Raw genomic sequence first — 17,119 nt, 5'->3', positions numbered from 1 at the left:
CGATCTTTCAGAAAAGGCGTCCAATGACCCTCCGCTACCAACACTTCATCACGCCGCACGGAACCGTCGAGTTCCCCAAAGTTGTTCGGGGCGAGGGTGTGTATATCTGGGACAGCACCGGGCGACGCCTGCTTGACGGCTCGTCGGGAGCCATATCCGTCAATGTGGGCCACGCGCATCCCCGTGTTCTGGACGCGATGCGCGACCAGATGGGCAAGATCATCTATGCCCACAGCATGCGCTGGGACAACGATCCCAACGAACGGCTTGCCGCCCGCCTGGAACGCATGAGCGACTGGGGCTACGGCGCCGCATTCTTCGTTTCCGGTGGCTCCGAGGCCAACGAGGCGGCGATCAAGTTAGCCAGGCAAGTCGCCGTGTCGCGGGGCCAGGACTCACGATACAAGATCGTCAGCCGCATCCCTTCCTACCACGGTGCCACAACCGCCCTGCTGGGGATTACCGGCGACCCCGACTATGCGGCCGCCTACAGACCGATGTTCGTCGACATGCCGAAGGTCGACGTTCCTATGATCTACCGCCGTCCTGCCGGCGAGACTGCGGAAGATGTCGTCGACCGCTGCCTGAGCCAGCTCGAGGACACGATCCTGCGCGAGGGGCCGGAGACGGTCCTCGCGTTCATGATCGAGCCTGTCGGCGGCGTCTCCACCGGCGCGCTTGTCTCCCCCGCAAGCTACTCGACGCGTGTCCGCCAAGTCTGCGACCGCTACGGTGTCATGCTCATCTATGATGAAATCATGAGCGGCGCAGGACGTACAGGCAAATTTCTCGCCGGGCATCATTGGCCGGATTGCCGGCCCGATATCGTCACGCTGGCGAAGGGCGTTAGCGGATCGTATGCGCCGCTTGGCGCGGTGCTGGCGTCGGCCGACATGGTTTCCGACGTTCGGCGTGCCGGCGGCTTCAAGCATGGCCATACCTATTCCGCCAATCCCGTTAGTTGCGCAGCGTCCGATATGGTCCTGCGTGTCGTGGAGGACGACGGTCTGATGGCAAGGGCTACCAGCCTTGGCGCAATCATCAAGGCACGGCTCGAAGCAATGAAGGGGCGGTCCACCATAATCGGAGATGTACGCGGGCTAGGCCTGCACATGGCGGTCGAGATCGTTGCCGACAATTCCTCGAAGGAACCTTTCCCGGCGGCAATGCGCGCGGCCGAGCGCATCGGGATGCTGTGCCGGGATCATGGCCTGCTCCTGTTTTCCCGCCGCACCGCAGGCGGCTCTTTCGGAGAATGGTTGATGATATGCCCGCCGCTTACCATCAACGAGGCGGAGATCGAGGAAATGCTCACATCATTCGAGGCAGGCTTGCACGAATTCGAGCGCGAGGCTGCCGGCACTGCGTTGAAAGCGACCGCATGAGCGTCAATCGGGGCCCTATCCGCAATGCGTAAAGCGCAGATTGTCGGCTGGCATCACTCCCCTTTCGGCAGGAGCGCTGCGCCGGACACCGAGGCACTGATGGCCGAGGTCGCCATTCCCGCACTTGACCACGCCGGCGTTTCAGCAAGCGACGTCGACGCAATTTTCGTCGGCGTCTACAACAACGGGTTCTCGCGTCAAGATTTCCAGGCCGCGCTGGTCGGCATGGGAACCCCCGAGCTTTGTGCAGTGCCAGCCACGCGACACGAAAATGCGTGCGCGACCGGCAGTGCAGCTGTTTACGCCGCCCTGGATTTCGTCGAAGCCGGCCGTGGACGCATCGCACTGATTGTCGGCGCGGAAAAGATGACCGCCCTTCCCGCCAGGGACATTGGCAATATCCTGTTGTCGGGGTGTTACCGGAAAGAAGAAGCGGAGACCGAGGCCGGATTTGCCGGCGTCTTCGCGCAGATCGCCAAGGGCTACTTTCGTCGCTACGGGGACAGGTCAGAAGAGCTCGCGCACATCGCCGCAAAGAACCACCGCAATGCGCTGGACAATCCTTATGCGCATATGCGCACTGACCTCGGCTTCGATTTCTGCAACAAAGTCTCGGAGCGCAACCCGCTGGTTGCCCCTCCGCTGCGGCGTACCGACTGTTCGCCGGTGTCCGACGGAGCGGCTGCGCTGGTCATCGCCGATGATCAAACTGCCGCCAGCCTGCGCCGCGCAGTCGGCTTCCGGAGCCGCAGCCATGCCAACGACCACATGGCGCTGAGCAGGCGCGATCCGACCGAATTCGCGGGCGCGCGGCGGGCATGGGCGAAAGCGCTCGCCGATGCGAAGCTTGGGCTTGCCGACATCGACCTCATCGAGACGCATGACTGTTTCACCATCGCCGAACTCATAGAATATGAAGCGATGGGCCTTGCCGAGCAGGGGCAAGGATGGCGGATCGTCCGGGAGGGCACCGCTCATAGATCCGGCCGACTTCCCGTCAACCCGTCCGGCGGCCTGAAAGCGCGCGGACACCCGCTCGGGGCCACCGGGGTGTCTATGCACATCATGGCGGCCATGCAGCTTGTGGGCGAAGCCGGCGGCATGCAAGTCGGTGGCGCCGAAATCGCTGGCGTGTTCAACATGGGCGGCGCAGCCGTGACCAACTACGCATCGATCCTGGAGCGGGTGAAATGACCCATGGCCCGATGGTGCCGAAATCACTTCGCGTCATGAACCTGGCCGGCTTCGTTGACCAGGCAGCGGATCGGCATGCCGGCCGAATCGCCTTCATCTGGGGCGAAAGAACGTGGACCTGGGCCGAACTCAATCGCCGCATCTGCGCCATCGCTTATGCGCTGAAGACCCGGTTCGGGGTGCAGAAAGGCGACCGAATCCTTGTTCAGTCCAAGAACTGCAACCAGATGTTCGAATCGATGTTCGCCTGCTTTCGCCTTGGCGCGGTCTGGGTGCCAACCAACTTCCGACAGACCCCTGAAGAAGTCGCATACCAGGCTGAGGTGAGCGGCGCCATCGGCATGATCTGCTCGGCGGATTTTCCGGATCATCAGGCGGCCTGTGAGAGTGTGGTGGCCATCCGCTTCTGGATTTCGATTGGCGCAGCATCGTTCGGGCCTGACTTCGACGCGCTTGCTGACGACCATATGGGCCAACGCGTCGAGGTGGCAGCCGTCGAGCGCGATGATCCGTGCTGGTTCCTGTTCACGTCCGGCACCACGGGTCGGCCGAAGGCAGCTGTTCTGACTCACGGCCAGATGACTTTCGTAGTCAACAACCATCTTTGCGACCTGATGCCGGGCACCACGGAAGCGGACGCCTCCCTGGTCGCGGCGCCGTTGTCGCATGGCGCCGGCGTTCATCAACTGACGCAGGTGGCGCGCGGCGCGGCGACGGTGCTGCTTTCCTCTGACCGTCTCGACATCGAGGAAGCTTGGTCGCTGGTTCAGACCTGGCGTATTTCGAACCTATTCACGGTACCCACTATTCTGAAGATGATGATCGAACATCCGGCGGTCGACCGGTACGATCATTCCAGCCTTCGCTACGTCATCTATGCCGGCGCGCCAATGTATCGCGTCGACCAGACGGCCGCGCTGCAGAAGCTCGGGCCGGTACTCGTTCAGTACTACGGCCTGGGTGAGGTCACCGGCAACATCACTGTCCTGCCCCCGAGCCAGCATATGCCGGACGGCCCCTTGGAGGCCCGGAGCGGCACCTGCGGATTTGCACGCACTGGAATGCAGATCTGCATCATGACCCCAGAAGGCGTCGAACTGCCGGCCGGACAGACAGGTGAGATATGCGTGGTCGGCCCCGCAGTATTCGCGGGTTATTACAACAATCCGGAGGCAAACGAAAATGCGTTCCGCGATGGCTGGTTCAGGACCGGCGATATAGGCCATCTCGACCGCGACGGTTTCCTCTATATTACCGGCCGGGCGTCAGACATGTATATTTCCGGCGGCTCGAACATCTATCCAAGGGAAATCGAGGAGAAGCTGCTGGCGCACCCTGACATTCGGGAGGTTGCGGTGGTCGGCGTGCCCGATCCGCTCTGGGGAGAAATTGGTGTCGCAGTGTGCGTATTCGCGGAAGGCGGACGGATGAGTGTCCAGCAACTCGGCGAATGGCTCGACGGAAAAATCGCGCGCTATAAGCTGCCAAAGCGATACGAATTCTGGTCGGAATTGCCGAAGTCGGGTTATGGCAAAGTTGCGAAGGGCCTGATCAGGAACAGACTCTTGGTCGATTCCGCGGCACTGCCGCCCTCGAGTGGAGGCACAAGGGAAGGCGGGGAGCCTAAGCCATAGGATCGAATGTCCGCCTCAGCAGGCGTGGTGAGCCCTCGCGCGCGCGTCCGAATTTCGGATCGTCACCTGGCCCGTGTCGACACGCGCTCCAGACACCACTTTAGAAAATTGGAGACTGTGGGAATCCGTCGTCCTGGTGTGACGATATAATAGCCCTCGTTTGTGAGAGACGCGATGTCGGACAGAACGATGAGGTCGCCATGTTCTATTCCTGGCGGAAAACCTCGACCGGGCAGAGCGCTACGCCATTGGCCTGCCAAGACCGCGGTGAAAAGGAAATTGAAGTCTGGACAAACCGGACCATGGGTAACACGCGAAGGTCGAAATCCGGCTAAGGTGAACCAATCTTCCCACGCCTGCATCGCGGCGTCGTGAAGGAGTCGCGCTCCTTCGAGCATTTTGCGCGACATTCTCAAATTAAATCAATGATTTACGGAATCAGCCAATGGTACCGTTGGCTGGGATCGAACCAGCGACCTCCGGATCCACAATCCGGCGCTCTAACCATCTGAGCTACAACGGCACGTTTGCCGAGCCAGACCAAGGTGCAAAGTTCGCTCTCCGTGATCCGCTCTGTCGTTCGGCGATGCGTCCTTACGGGCTAATGGATCTTAATTCAAGACTTTTGCTCGGCAAAGGTCGCTTCCCCACAACGCCGTCGACTTTTCGTCGGACAAAGAAAAAGGCCGGCGGGAGGAGGTGCCGGCCTTTTCCTGTTACGAGCCAGCGGGAGGAGGTGCTGGCTGGTCACCCCGGGGAGCAGAGGGAGGAGGTTCCACTCGCCGGGTATTCCTTGATGGCTACCTTCATACACCTGACCGTTTTTAAGAAAATGCGACCTTTTGTTGCATCTTCCGGTCATGCGCAAATATTAGGCAACCTTGATTTCCTTCATCGCCTTCTCGAAGGCTGTCTTGATCGGCTTGGAGACATCCTCGGCCGCCTTGCTGGCAACGGTCTGGAAGTCCTTGGCCTGCTCGACGGTCATCTCGACGCGCTTGCGCAGGAACGCGGTCTGCAGTTCTACGACTTCCGACAGCGACTTGGCGCCGATCAGGGCTTCGAGATGCGAGAAGCCGGCCTCGGCATTGGCGCGCAGGGCGGAAATGGTCTTGAGCGACAGATCGTTGGAAACGGTCTTGGCGGTCTCGTAGCTCGACTCCAGAGCCTTCTGGGTCTCTTCGGCACCGGTCTTCAGCTTGGCATAGGCCTCTTTCGACTGCTCAACGCCCTTTTCGGCGAAAGCGCGGATCTGGTCGGTGGCCTTGGAAGCGTCGAAGCTCGGGAATTCAACGTTTTCGATGGTCTCGGCGGTCTTGGTCCTGGACATTTTCCATCCTTTTCAGCGGCAGCGGCTTTGACAGAAAGCCGTCTCGTTCATGTATGATGGCAATATAAAGGCAATTTTTGTGCATTGCAATATCTTTGTTGCAGTGCACCATAAATTTCTTTTGGGCCGTTAACCAAGAGCCCAAATTCCAGCCTTTGCACGTTCTGGCTTGTGGACCTTCGCGCCGCCGGCTTTTATTAACAAAGTGTTAACTGCAAATTCGCCGCTCCGTGAGGGTTCACCAAGCGCATGCCGTCCGAATATTCCTTCCTCGACGTCGCCGTGCTCGATGCAGTCCGCCAGCGCTTTGCCGCCGGCGACGCGATCGCGATCCTGTCGGAGGATCTGGAGCAGGTAATCTGGGCCAACGGGCCAGGTGCGGCGGTGTTCGGCTATCCCGAAATCGAGGCCATCATCGGTGCCTCGGCGCGGTTGCCGTTGATCGCCAGACGCCAGATCATGGCGACAAGCGGATTTCCCGAGATCGGCCGCGACCGCGCCATCATGGTGCGGCTGGCAACCGGCATGACCAGCCGCGCGGTCGGCTTCCTGGCCAGCGCGGTGACCATGCCGGACGCCGAGAAAGCGATCATGCTGGCGGTGCCGGCGGCACAGACAGGTTCGCGCAGTGCCGGCGAGATCGCCGCTCGCGCCATCAGCGGCTTCACCGAAGACGGCCATTTCATCGCCTTCATCGATGCCAAGGGCAACATCGAGGCGGCATCGGAAGGGTTTTCGGCCCTGGGCATCTTGCCCGGGACGCTGACTGCGCTCGTCGCTGACGTCGCAGCGGAGAGCGACCGCATCGTCAAGCGCCTCGTTCCCGGCCGCACGGCGTCCTTTCCGGCTGGTCTGGCAAGATTGACCGAGGAACGGCATCTGCTGGTGGTGATCGACGAGGACCAACTCGACGAAAGGACCACAACCGGCGAACGCCCCGAACCCATTGCCGAGGCCGCGCCGGCTGGCGACGCTGTTGTCCAGTCGGAGCCGAGCCAGCACACCGAGACAGCGACGGACGAACCGGGCGCCACGCAACCGGCCGAAGCTGTCCCGGCATCGGAACTGCATGAGATCGTCGCCGCGGCCGGGCAAGCTCCGGCGGCAGGGAGCACGCCGGCGCAACACGATCATTGGTACTTCAACACCGACGAGGACGAGGGGCAACAGGCGCGCCAACCGGCCGCGCCCGAACCCAAAGCGCCGGCTGGATCGGCCGTCCCGGAGCGCCCCGAGGAAAGCACGAGACGGAATGATGTCCAAGCCCCCTCGCCGATCGCGACCCCGGCCGCCCCGGCGATAGACCGCACCGCGGCGCCGATACGCTTCGTCTGGCGCACCGATGCCGACGGCAAGTTCAGCGCGCTGTCGCCGGAATTCGCCGAGATCGTCGGCAAGCCCGCAGCCGACGTCATCGGCCGGCGTTTCAAGGATGTCGCTGCAGCCTTCGGCCTCGATGCCTCCGGCGAGATCGCCGGTCTGCTGGAGCGGCGCGACACCTGGTCCGGACGCTCCGTGCTTTGGCCGGTCGTCGGCACCGATCTCAAGATCCCTGTCGACCTGGCCGCCCTGCCCGTCTATGGCCGCAGCCGTGCCTTCGAGGGTTTCCGCGGCTTCGGCGTTGCCCGCACCGGCGACGCGGTCGTCGATCCCGAGGCCATCGGCATGGCGCTCGTTCCCAATGGCCAGACGCCGGCGGCGCCGGAAGCCGTCAAATCCGCGCCGGAGGCGCCGAAAGCTGAAGAGCCGAGGGCATCGGATCCCTTCAAGGGCGAGGTGCCGGCGCTGACCATCGTGCCGAAACCAGAACGGCGCTTTGCCGACAAGGTGATCCGGCTGGCCGAACATCGCCAGCCAGCCAACGACAAGGGCCTGTCGACACTCGAACGCAGTGCGTTCCGCGAGATCGGCGAACGGCTGAAGAAGGACAGTTCCCCGGTCGAACCGCCGGAAGCCGAAAAGCCTGGGCCGGCAGGGCAAGCGGAGCTGCCATCCGAAGCGGCCGGCACGAGCCTGTCGACGCAAGATGGTGGTCCCATAGAGGACGCCGCCGCCCCGAATGCTGGACCAGTGGATGCGGACCTCGAGCCGGCGACTGACGCCGCGGACGAGGCAAGCGCAGCCGAGCCCGCCGATATCGATGCCGAGGACGAAAAGGATCTGGCACGGCTCGACGGCGCACATCCAGATGAGACGGCGGGAGAGGAAACAGTCCGGTCCAATCCTTCGGGCTCGCTGCTCGACCTTGCCGACCGCGACGATGAACCGACCTATGTCGCCGACAACAGCGACGATGAGCCGGTATCCGCGGAAGAGAAGGCGGGTCCAGCCAAAGCCGGGGCTCGCGACACTGAAGCGCAACCGGCGGCCGGCGGCACACCACAGGTGAACGGCCCGGCAGCGGACGACGACAGCATGACGTCGGCGGATTTTCGCGACGCCGAGGACAATGAGGATTGGGCGCAGTCCGACGAGGACGCCGCCTCGCCTGACAAACCGGCCGTTGCGTCCGCCGACGAGACTGACAACGCGAGCGATGCCCTGGAGGCACGCGTCGAGCGGCCACGCCTGCAGGTGCCGCCGCTCAAGGTCGAAGGGTTCGTGCCGTCGGCGTTTTCGGCCGGGGATGAAAACCGGGACCCTGATACCTCGCTTCTCAGCAAGTTGCCGGTGCCGCTGCTGATCCATTCGGGCGATCAGCTGCACTATGCGAACGAGGAATTCCTCGACCTGACCGGCTACGAGGCGCTCGATGACCTGGCGGATGCTGGTGGCCTCGGCGCACTGTTTGCCGACCCCTACGCCGACGACGGCGCTTCCGACGGCACCGATCGCGCGCTTCGGCTGAAGACCCGTGGCGGACAGGAATTCCCGATCGAGGCCATCCTGCGCTCGGTTCCCTGGCGCGACGGCAAGGCGCTGATGCTGGTCGTGCGCCGCTCCGGCGAGGATGACACGCCGGCGGCCCTGCATGCCGTTGGCGACGAGCAGACACAGCCGGACGTTTCGGAGCTCAAGGCACGCATCGCCGAGATGCGCACCATCATCGACACCGCGACCGACGGCGTCGTGCTTATCGCTCGCGACGGCACCATCCGCTCGATCAGCCGTCCGGCCGAAGCGCTGTTCGGCTTCGACAGCGACGAGGTGACCGGCAAGCCGTTCGCCTCGCTGTTTGCCATCGAAAGCCAGCGCGCGGCGCGCGACTATCTCAACGGACTGTCCGAGCCCGGCGTGGCGAGTGTGATGAATGACGGCCGCGAGGTGATCGGGCGCGAGGCGCAAGGGCGCTTCATTCCGCTGTTCATGACCATCGGCCGGCTGCCCAGCGACAGCGGCTTCTGCGCCGTCGTGCGCGACATCACGCAGTGGAAGCGGGCCGAAGAGGACCTCACGCAGGCACGCGCGGTGGCCGAACGCGCGTCGTCGCAGAAGACCGATTTCCTGGCTCGCATCAGCCACGAAATCCGCACGCCGCTCAATGCCATCATCGGGTTTTCCGAATTGATGGTCGACGAGAAGTTCGGCCCTGTCGCCAACGACCGCTACCGCGACTATCTGCGCGACATTAACCGCTCGGGCAATCATGTGCTCGACCTTGTCAACGACCTGCTCGACATCTCGAAAATCGAGGCCGGCCAGCAGGAGATGGCTTACGAGGCGGTGTCGCTCAACGACACGCTGGCCGAGACGGTGGCAATGATGCAGCCGCAGGCCAATCGCGAACGTGTCATCATCCGCTCCAGCTTCGCTTCGCGGCTGCCGGAAGTGGTGGCGGACCTGCGCAGCGTGCGCCAGATCGCGCTCAACATCCTGTCGAATGCCATCCGTTACACCCAGGCTGGCGGCCAGGTGATCGTCTCGACCGCCTATGAGACGTCGGGCGACGTCGTCATGCGGGTGCGCGACACCGGCATCGGCATGAGCCAGGCCGAGATCGAGCAGGCACTGAAGCCGTTCAAGCAGATCAACGCCCTGAAGCGCGGACGCGGCGACGGAACCGGGCTTGGATTGCCGCTGACCAAGGCGATGGTGGAGGCCAACCGCGCCCGGTTCACCATCAATTCGACGCCGGGGGAAGGCACCCTGGTCGAGGTCGCGTTTCCGTCGACCCGCGTGCTCGCGGAATAACCGCGCCCACGCAATTCCGGACGGAAGACCGTTTCGCACTTTCCCGGAATTGCCCCGGCAAAAGAAAAGGCGCCCAAAGGACGCCTTAAGAGATGGGATTGCTGTCACAACGGGGGCTTGAGCGAATTCAGATCCTCCGGGGATGTGGAGGAACGGGATTTCTCCCTCAAGTTACATGCGACTATCGACGCCGGGCCTTAACAACTCCTTACCGGCGCGGCGAAAAGTTTACGAATGTGTACCACTCATGAAATCTAGGTAAATTCCAACGACAGATTTCGTTAACCATGACGCCTGCCCGGTCACTCGGCCAGCTGTGGCAGGTTCTTGAACAGCTCCAGCGCTTCGGGATTGGCCAGCGCCTCCTTGTTCTTGATGGCGCGGCCATGCACCACGTCGCGCACCGCCAGCTCGGTGATCTTGCCTGATTTGGTACGCGGGATGTCGGTAACGGCGACGATCCTGGCCGGCACGTGGCGGGGGCTCGCCCCCGTGCGGATTTTCGCCCGTATGCTTTTTTCCAGATCCGCGTCGAGCCGCACGCCCGCGGCCAGCCGCACGAACAGCACGACGCGTACGTCATTGTCGAAATCCTGGCCGATACACAGCGCCTCCAGAATCTCGGGTATCTGTTCGACCTGATTGTAGATCTCCGCCGTGCCGATGCGCACGCCGCCCGGATTGAGCGTGGCATCGGAACGGCCGTGGATGATCAGGCCGCCATGGTCGGTCCATTCGGCGAAATCGCCGTGACACCAGACATTGTCGAAGCGCTCGAAATAGGCCGCCTGGTACTTCTTGCCCTCAGGGTCGTTCCAGAAGCCGATCGGCATCGCCGGAAAGGCCCTGGTGCAGACCAGTTCGCCCTTCTGCTGCCTGACGGGCTTGCCGTCGTCATCCCAGACATCGACGGCGAGGCCGAGGCCGGGACCCTGGATCTCGCCGGTCCACACCGGTTGCGTCGGCACGCCGAGCACGAAGCAGGAGACGATGTCGGTGCCGCCGGAGACCGAGGCCAGGTGGACATCCTTCTTGATGCCGTCATAGACGAAGCGGAAACCCTCCGGCGACAGCGGCGAGCCGGTGGAGGAAATCGCACGCACGGTCGACAGATCATGCGTGCGGATCGGCTCGAGACCGGCCTTGCGCACGGAATCGATGAATTTGGCCGAGGTGCCGAAAAAGGTCATCTTCTCGGCATCGGCGAAGTCGAACAGCACATTGCCGTCGGGATAGAAGGGCGAGCCATCGTAGAGTAGCAGCGTGGTGCCTGAAGCGAGGCCCGACACCAGCCAGTTCCACATCATCCAGCCGCAGGTGGTGAAGTAGAAGAAGCGGTCGCCCTCGATCAGCCCGGCATGCAGCCGGTGTTCCTTGACATGCTGGATCAGCGTTCCGCCGGCCGAATGGACGATGCATTTGGGAATGCCGGTCGTTCCGGAAGAAAACAGGATGTAGAGCGGGTGCGCGAACGGCAGCCGCTCGAAGCCGACGGGCCTGGCGGCAAACGGCGACAGTGCCTCTTCCAGCGCCACCGCCTTGTCGATGGTTGCGGCAACATCGGTCGAGGTGCCGAGATAGTCGACGACCAGAACCTTGCGGACCGTGCCAAGCTTGGCCGCAACCGCGGCGATCTTGTCGGCGACCTCGATCGCCTTGCCATTGTACCAGTAGCCGTCGGGCGCGATGAAGATGACAGGCTCGATCTGACCGAACCGGTCGAGCACGCCCTGCTCGCCGAAATCGGGAGAGCAGGACGACCAGACGGCGCCAATCGAGGCGGCGGCCAGCATGGCGGCAACCGTCTCCGGCATGTTGGGCATCATCGCCGCGATGCGATCACCTTTTTTCACCTTGAGCGACAGGAAAAGCTGCTGCAAACGCGAGGTCAGCGCATGCAACTCGTTCCACGACAGCCGGCGTTCGACCTTGTCCTCGCCGCGAAAGACGATTGCGTCACCAGGCCCGGTCTTCTTCAACAGGTTCTCGGCGAAGTTCAGCGTTGCGTCAGGGAAGAAGGAGGCGCCGGGCATCTTGTCGCCGTCGACGAGCACGAGCTCACCCTTGTCGCCGACAATGCCGCAGAAATCCCACAGCAGGCTCCAGAATGCCTCGCGATCGTCGACCGACCAGCGGTGAAGGTCGGCGTAGGAGGGGAAGGGCAAGCCGGCTTTCGCCATGGCGGCCTTCATGAAAGCGGTCAGCGGCGCGGCGTCAATCTGGTCTTGCGTCGGGGTCCAGAGCGGGGCGTCGGCAGCCATGATCGTTCCTCCTTAAAGCGTGTCGCGTCCGAGAGAATCCATGCAACACGCTTTAAACTCTGCTTATGCACGCCGCTGTCCCAAAACCGCCGCGAACCCTCTCGGCGCAGGCTTTGGGCCACATGCATCAGGCTGCATCGCTTATGCATATCGCAGCGCAGCAGAGCAAGATTTTGTGCAAGATTTTGTTCGGCCGATACGGCGAGATGTGCGCAAATGCCATCGCCGGGCCATAAAGACTTGAAATGCGTCAGCCCTAAGTCGTAGTGACGACTGGGGTTACACCCGTCAGGCGATTTTGTCGGAATGAAAGCATACGAGGCGAGATGCCATCCCCTTTGATCCGGCGCGGCGTATGGGCGATCGGCACCGCCGTGATCGTCATCGCGCTGATCGTCGCCGCCCTGCCGCTGATCGCTTCCACCCGTATCGTGCGCGACCGCATCGCCTGGGAAATGAGTGCGTGGAGCGGCTTCCGGGTCGCCATCGAAGGCTCGCCGCGCATCGAGGTCTGGCCGAATTTCCGGGCGATCCTGACCGATGTGACGCTTTCGCAATGGACGGACACCGACGCACCGCCGGTCGTCGAGGCCGAACGGGTCGAGGTCGATCTCTCCGCGATGGCGGCACTGCGTGGCGATGTGGTGTTTTCGACGGCGCGGCTGGTGCGGCCGACGATCCGGGTCCAGCGTATGGCGACCGGCCTCTTCCTGCCCGCCGTCCCGACCGGTGGACGCATTGCGCGTTCCATCGACACGGCGCGCGGCGTGGTCAATGCCGACCCCGCCAAGCCGGACCTGGACAAGCTGCCGGCCGACACTTTCGGCACGGTGGAGTTCCGTGACGGCCGCATGGTGGCTTCCGTCGGCGGCAAGGATGTCGAGGTGCTGAGCAGCCTGACCGGCCAGGCGACCTGGGCGGCGATGAACAGCAATGCGACGCTGTCGGCGACCGGGATCTGGCGCGGCGAAAGCGTCGCCCTGGACGTTGCCTCGGCGAAGCCGCTGGTGCTGTTTGCCGGCGGCACGGCACCGCTCACGCTGTCCTTCAAGGCAGCGCCCGCGACCTTCTCTTTCGACGGCACCGCCAGCATGTCCGAAAACGCCTATTTCGATGGTCAGGCGAAGTTCTCGGCGCCGTCCTTGCGCCGGGTTCTGGAATGGGCGCAGGCCGGCATCGCTCCGGGCGCCGCGATCGGCTCCGTCAGCATTTCGAGCAAGGTCACGGCGACGGCCGGGCGCGTCAAGTTCGATAACACCGCGATCTCCCTGGACAACAATCCGGGGATGGGGGCGCTGGACCTCTCGCTCGGCGAGGCACAACCGGTGATCTCCGGCACGCTCGCCTTCGATACACTGGACCTCAGGTCGTTCCTGTCCGCCTTCACGCCGCTGGCGCCAACCGCAGGGACCGGCCCGGCCGAAATCGACACAAGTTTCGCCGACCGGATCAACCTTGATCTCAGATTGTCGGCGGCGCACGCCACGGCGGGCACCATTCAGCTCGCCGACGTCGCCGCCACCGCCCAGGTCAAGGACGGACTTTCCGTCTTCGATATCTCCGATGCATCGGCCTTCGGCGGCAACATCCAGAGCAGCCTTCGTTTCGACCGCAAACCGGAAGGCACGCAGGTCGAGATCCGGCTGCTGGCCTCCGACATAGACGGCGGTGCTTTCGCCACCGCGGCGGGGATGACGCGGCTGGTGCCGGTCGGCACGGGAACCGTCTCGGTCATCCTAAAGGGACCCGGCAGAACCTGGGACTCCATCTTCGACAATGCCGACGGCTCGGTCACGGCAACCTTCGGACCCGGTGCGTTGAGCAGGTTCAATCTGCCGGCCTTCCTCAAGCACACCGAACAAGGCGGCTTCTTCGCGCTCGACGACGTCTCCGACGGAACGCTGCCGATCGACGGCGCCGAGATCAAGGCCAGCATTTCGAAAGGCGTGGCGCGGATCGACAAGGCCGAAGCCAATTCGGCGAAGCACAAGATCTGGCTGTCCGGGATCGCGTCCTACGCGGGACGGGGACTGGCCCTGTCCGGCGGTGTCATTCAGGCGGACCAGGCGGCAGGGCAGACCAACGGCCAGCAAGGCCCCAACCAGTCATCGTTCTTTGTCGGCGGGACCTGGAGCACGCCGTTCATTTCCCCGATCAGCCGCGGCGTTTCGGGGGAATAGACCGCATCACCCGCGTTGCGCGGCCTGTTCGTCGAGCTGACGCTGCACCTCGCGCCGCTTGTTGGCGATCGAAGCGATGATGACGCCGACCGCGACAACGGCGATCAGGATGGTGCAGGCGGCGTTGATCTCCGGCGTCACGCCGAGGCGGACCTGGCTGTAGATCTTCATCGGCAGCGTGGTGGCCCCAGGCCCGGAGGTGAAGCTGGCGATGACCAGATCGTCGAGCGAAAGCGTAAAGGCCAGCATCCAGCCGGACACGATCGCCGGCATGATGACGGGCAGCGTGATCTGGAAGAAGGTCTTCACCGGCGTTGCGCCAAGATCCATCGCGGCTTCTTCCAGCGAGCGGTCGAAGCTGATCAGGCGCGACTGCACGACGACGGCGACGAAGCACATGGTCAAGGTGATGTGGGCGAGCGTGACGGTGAGGAAGCCGCGGTCGAGACCGACGGCCACGAAGAGCAGCAGCAGCGACAGGCCGGTGATGACTTCCGGCATGACCAGCGGCGCAAAAACCATGCCGGAAAACAGCACCCTGCCCCTGAACCGCGTGTAGCGCGTCAAGGTCAGCGCCGCCAGCGTGCCGAGCACGGTCGCCACCGTGGCCGAAATGACGCCGACGCGTGCCGTGACCCAGGTGGCGTCCATCAGGCCCTGGTTGTGGAACAGCGACACGTACCATTTGGTCGAGAAGCCGCCCCAGACGGTGACCAGTTTCGACTCGTTGAAAGAAAAGACGATAAGCAGGACGATCGGCAGGTACAGAAAGGCAAAGCCCAGCACGATCGAGGTGACGTTGAAGCGGCTCCAGGTGGTGTTCATTTGTCCTGCTCCTGGGCACGTGCCTGGGCTTGCTGGAAGAGCATGATCGGCACGGTCAGCAACAGCAAAAGGATGACGGCAACGGCCGACGACACCGGCCAGTCGCGATTGGCGAAGAACTCGTTCCACAGCGTCTTGCCGATCATCAGCGTCTGCGATCCACCAAGCAGGTCGGGAATGACGAACTCGCCGACGGCAGGGATGAACACCAGCAGACAGCCGGCGATGACGCCGGGCAGTGACAGCGGGAAGGTGATCTTCCAGAACGCGCTGGTCGGCGGACAGCCAAGATCCTTGGCCGCCTCGATCAGCGAATAATCCATCTTTTCGAGCGACGAATAGAGCGGCAGCACCATGAAGGGCAGGTAGGAATAGACGATGCCGATGAAGATCGCCGTATAGGTGTTGAGGATGATCAGCGGCTGGCTGATGATGCCGGTGGCGAGCAGCAGCTGGTTGAGCAGGCCCTCGGGCTTGAGGATACCGATCCAGGCATAGACCCGGATCAGGAACGAGGTCCAGAACGGCAGGATGACAAGCATCAGCAAGGTCGGGCGGATGGTGGCCGGGGCGCGCGCCATGCCATAGGCGATTGGGTAGCCGACGAGCAGCGTCAGGACTGTCGAGATCGCGGCAATGATAAGGCTTGTCACATAGGCATTGAAATACAACGCGTCCTGCGTCAACCACACGTAGTTATCGATGCTGAGCTGCCTCAGCTGGCCGAAGAAACCGGAAATGCCGCCACTGAAATCAAGCACCGGTGTATAGGGCGGCATGGCGATCGCCGTCTGCGACAGCGAAATCTTGAAGACGATGATGAAGGGGATGAGAAAGAAGAACAGCAGCCAGACATAGGGGATGATGATGACCAGACGGCCGACGAAGGCCGCCCCCAACCTGGCCAGAATGGATTTTCCGGCACTGGTTGCCGGGGAGGCTGATGCGGCGGTAACGGCGGCGTTCGACATGATCGCCCCCTATCGCGTCAGCACGACGCCGGCGTCGGGCCGGAAAGAAACCCAGGCCCGGTCGTTCCAGCTCAGCGGATCCTCGGTGATGCGTGCCGCGTTCATCGTGCTCGCCCGCACCATCTGCCCGTCGTCGAGCCTGACGTGGTAGACGGTCATGTCGCCGAGATAGGCGATGTCGTAGACTTCGCCCTCCAGCGCATTGACGGCATCGACCGGCTTCTTGGACGAAATCTTGATCTTCTCCGGCCGGATGGCGAAGACGATGTCGGCGCCCGGGGCGGTGTCGACGGCGTTGTCGACGACGATCTGGGCTCCGCTGGCGCCGGCGATGCGCGTTGTCTTTGCCGTCCGCTCGGCAACCTTGCCCTCGAACATGTTCACGTTGCCGACGAAGTGGGCGACAAAGCGCGAGGTCGGGGCTTCATAAACTTCGGCCGGCGTTGCCACCTGCATCACCTCGCCCTTGTCGATGATGGCGATGCGATCGGCCATGGTCATGGCTTCCTCCTGGTCGTGGGTGACGACGACGAAGGTCAGGCCGAGATTCTGCTGCAGGTCCATCAGTTCGAACTGCGTTTCCTCGCGCAGCTTCTTGTCGAGAGCGCCAAGCGGCTCATCGAGCAGCAGCACCTTCGGCCGCTTGGCGACCGAGCGGGCAAGCGCGACACGCTGGCGCTGTCCGCCGGACAGTTGATGCGGCTTGCGCTTGGCGAACTGCTCTAGCTTGACCAGCCTGAGCATTTCGGCGACGCGCTTTTCGATATCGGGCGCGGACATGCCTTCCTGCTTGAGGCCAAAGGCGATGTTCTTCTCGACGGTCATATGCGGAAACAGGGCATAGGACTGGAACATCATGTTGACCGGCCGCCGATAGGGCGGGATGCCGCGCAAATCCTGGCCATCGAGCAGGATGCGGCCGGACGTCGGTTCCTCGAAGCCGGCGAGCATGCGCAGCAGCGTCGATTTTCCGCAACCGGAGGCACCGAGCAAAGCGAAAAACTCGCGCTCGAAGATGGTCAGCGACAGATTGTTGACGGCGGTGAAGTCCCCGAACTTCTTGGTGACGTTGTCGAACTGGATGTATGGCTTGGCGTTCGGATCATTCCATGGCGCGAAATCCCTGCGGATGCTGCCAAGCGATTTCATGTCCCACTCCGTCCTGGTTCTTGCTTCTTGCCCCGGAAAAGAATCGGTCCCGGCAGGGG

11 protein-coding genes and 1 tRNA gene are annotated in these 17,119 nt (G+C 62.9%); 5 read left to right on the top strand and 7 right to left on the bottom strand.

The window, feature by feature from the left end:
- The first annotated feature begins 23 nt into the window (after positions 1–23).
- Genes OOJ09_RS20105 through OOJ09_RS20095 form a run of 3 tightly spaced genes read left to right on the top strand, consistent with a single transcriptional unit; the run spans position 24 to position 4,213 of the window.
- Positions 24–1,385, top strand: a complete 1,362-nt coding sequence (locus OOJ09_RS20105) for an aspartate aminotransferase family protein (protein WP_269906858.1) — start codon at positions 24–26, stop codon at positions 1,383–1,385.
- 24 nt (positions 1,386–1,409) lie between these two features.
- A complete protein-coding gene (locus OOJ09_RS20100; RefSeq protein WP_269906857.1) occupies positions 1,410–2,579 on the top strand; it encodes an acetyl-CoA acetyltransferase in 1,170 nt (389 codons plus the stop codon).
- Positions 2,576–4,213 (top strand): acyl-CoA synthetase, encoded by a 1,638-nt coding sequence (locus tag OOJ09_RS20095; RefSeq protein ID WP_269906856.1) that lies wholly within the window; start codon positions 2,576–2,578, stop codon positions 4,211–4,213. The genes OOJ09_RS20100 and OOJ09_RS20095 overlap by 4 nt, the downstream gene beginning before the upstream one ends.
- Positions 4,214–4,275: 62 nt before the next feature.
- On the opposite strand, the gene OOJ09_RS32060 is transcribed toward OOJ09_RS20095, so the two are convergent.
- The 3 genes from OOJ09_RS32060 to OOJ09_RS20085 form a co-directional block, all read right to left on the bottom strand.
- On the bottom strand, positions 4,276–4,575 hold the full coding sequence (locus tag OOJ09_RS32060) for a LysR substrate-binding domain-containing protein (protein WP_420107527.1): 300 nt from the start codon (positions 4,573–4,575) through the stop codon (positions 4,276–4,278).
- An 84-nt stretch (positions 4,576–4,659) separates the two neighbouring features.
- Positions 4,660–4,736, bottom strand: a tRNA-His gene (locus OOJ09_RS20090).
- Between the two features lie 348 nt (positions 4,737–5,084).
- Positions 5,085–5,543: a phasin gene (locus OOJ09_RS20085; protein WP_269906855.1), complete on the bottom strand. Its 459-nt coding sequence runs from the start codon at positions 5,541–5,543 to the stop codon at positions 5,085–5,087.
- Positions 5,544–5,792: 249 nt separating this feature from the next.
- Here OOJ09_RS20085 and OOJ09_RS20080 point away from each other — a divergent pair, with 249 nt between their 5' ends.
- Positions 5,793–9,674: a PAS domain S-box protein gene (locus tag OOJ09_RS20080; RefSeq protein WP_269906854.1), complete on the top strand. Its 3,882-nt coding sequence runs from the start codon at positions 5,793–5,795 to the stop codon at positions 9,672–9,674.
- Positions 9,675–9,976: 302 nt separating this feature from the next.
- Here the strand turns inward: OOJ09_RS20080 and OOJ09_RS20075 are convergent, their stop codons facing one another.
- A complete protein-coding gene (locus OOJ09_RS20075) occupies positions 9,977–11,935 on the bottom strand; it encodes an acetoacetate--CoA ligase (protein WP_269906853.1) in 1,959 nt (652 codons plus the stop codon).
- A 326-nt stretch (positions 11,936–12,261) separates the two neighbouring features.
- Between OOJ09_RS20075 and OOJ09_RS20070 the strand changes: the two genes are divergently transcribed.
- Positions 12,262–14,115 carry an AsmA family protein gene (locus OOJ09_RS20070; RefSeq protein WP_269906852.1) on the top strand — a complete coding sequence of 618 codons (1,854 nt, stop codon included), beginning with the start codon at positions 12,262–12,264 and terminating at the stop codon, positions 14,113–14,115.
- A gap of 6 nt (positions 14,116–14,121) precedes the next feature.
- On the opposite strand, the gene OOJ09_RS20065 is transcribed toward OOJ09_RS20070, so the two are convergent.
- From OOJ09_RS20065 to OOJ09_RS20055, 3 genes are read right to left on the bottom strand one after another with little or no spacing between them, the layout of a single operon-like run.
- A complete protein-coding gene (locus tag OOJ09_RS20065; RefSeq protein WP_269906851.1) occupies positions 14,122–14,940 on the bottom strand; it encodes an ABC transporter permease in 819 nt (272 codons plus the stop codon).
- A complete protein-coding gene (locus OOJ09_RS20060) occupies positions 14,937–15,911 on the bottom strand; it encodes an ABC transporter permease subunit (RefSeq protein ID WP_269906850.1) in 975 nt (324 codons plus the stop codon). Before OOJ09_RS20060 ends, OOJ09_RS20065 begins: the two co-directional genes overlap by 4 nt.
- A 9-nt stretch (positions 15,912–15,920) precedes the next feature.
- Positions 15,921–17,060 carry an ABC transporter ATP-binding protein gene (locus OOJ09_RS20055; RefSeq protein ID WP_269906849.1) on the bottom strand — a complete coding sequence of 380 codons (1,140 nt, stop codon included), beginning with the start codon at positions 17,058–17,060 and terminating at the stop codon, positions 15,921–15,923.
- Between the last annotated feature and the right edge of the window lie 59 nt (positions 17,061–17,119).

This window comes from Mesorhizobium qingshengii, from assembly GCF_027563465.1.
Classification (GTDB): domain Bacteria; phylum Pseudomonadota; class Alphaproteobacteria; order Rhizobiales; family Rhizobiaceae; genus Mesorhizobium; species Mesorhizobium qingshengii_A.
This window is presented reverse-complemented; position numbering and strand designations above follow the sequence as displayed.

Bases quoted from the DNA above. Each gene is read 5' to 3' on its own strand.
- OOJ09_RS20105 (WP_269906858.1), top strand. From the start codon at position 24: ATGACCCTCCGCTACCAACACTTCATCACGCCGCACGGAACCGTCGAG.
- OOJ09_RS20100 (WP_269906857.1), top strand. From the start codon at position 1,410: ATGCGTAAAGCGCAGATTGTCGGCTGGCATCACTCCCCTTTCGGCAGG.
- OOJ09_RS20095 (WP_269906856.1), top strand. From the start codon at position 2,576: ATGACCCATGGCCCGATGGTGCCGAAATCACTTCGCGTCATGAACCTG.
- OOJ09_RS32060 (WP_420107527.1), bottom strand. From the start codon at position 4,575: ATGCAGGCGTGGGAAGATTGGTTCACCTTAGCCGGATTTCGACCTTCG.
- OOJ09_RS20085 (WP_269906855.1), bottom strand. From the start codon at position 5,543: ATGTCCAGGACCAAGACCGCCGAGACCATCGAAAACGTTGAATTCCCG.
- OOJ09_RS20080 (WP_269906854.1), top strand. From the start codon at position 5,793: ATGCCGTCCGAATATTCCTTCCTCGACGTCGCCGTGCTCGATGCAGTC.
- OOJ09_RS20075 (WP_269906853.1), bottom strand. From the start codon at position 11,935: ATGGCTGCCGACGCCCCGCTCTGGACCCCGACGCAAGACCAGATTGAC.
- OOJ09_RS20070 (WP_269906852.1), top strand. From the start codon at position 12,262: ATGCCATCCCCTTTGATCCGGCGCGGCGTATGGGCGATCGGCACCGCC.
- OOJ09_RS20065 (WP_269906851.1), bottom strand. From the start codon at position 14,940: ATGAACACCACCTGGAGCCGCTTCAACGTCACCTCGATCGTGCTGGGC.
- OOJ09_RS20060 (WP_269906850.1), bottom strand. From the start codon at position 15,911: ATGTCGAACGCCGCCGTTACCGCCGCATCAGCCTCCCCGGCAACCAGT.
- OOJ09_RS20055 (WP_269906849.1), bottom strand. From the start codon at position 17,060: ATGAAATCGCTTGGCAGCATCCGCAGGGATTTCGCGCCATGGAATGAT.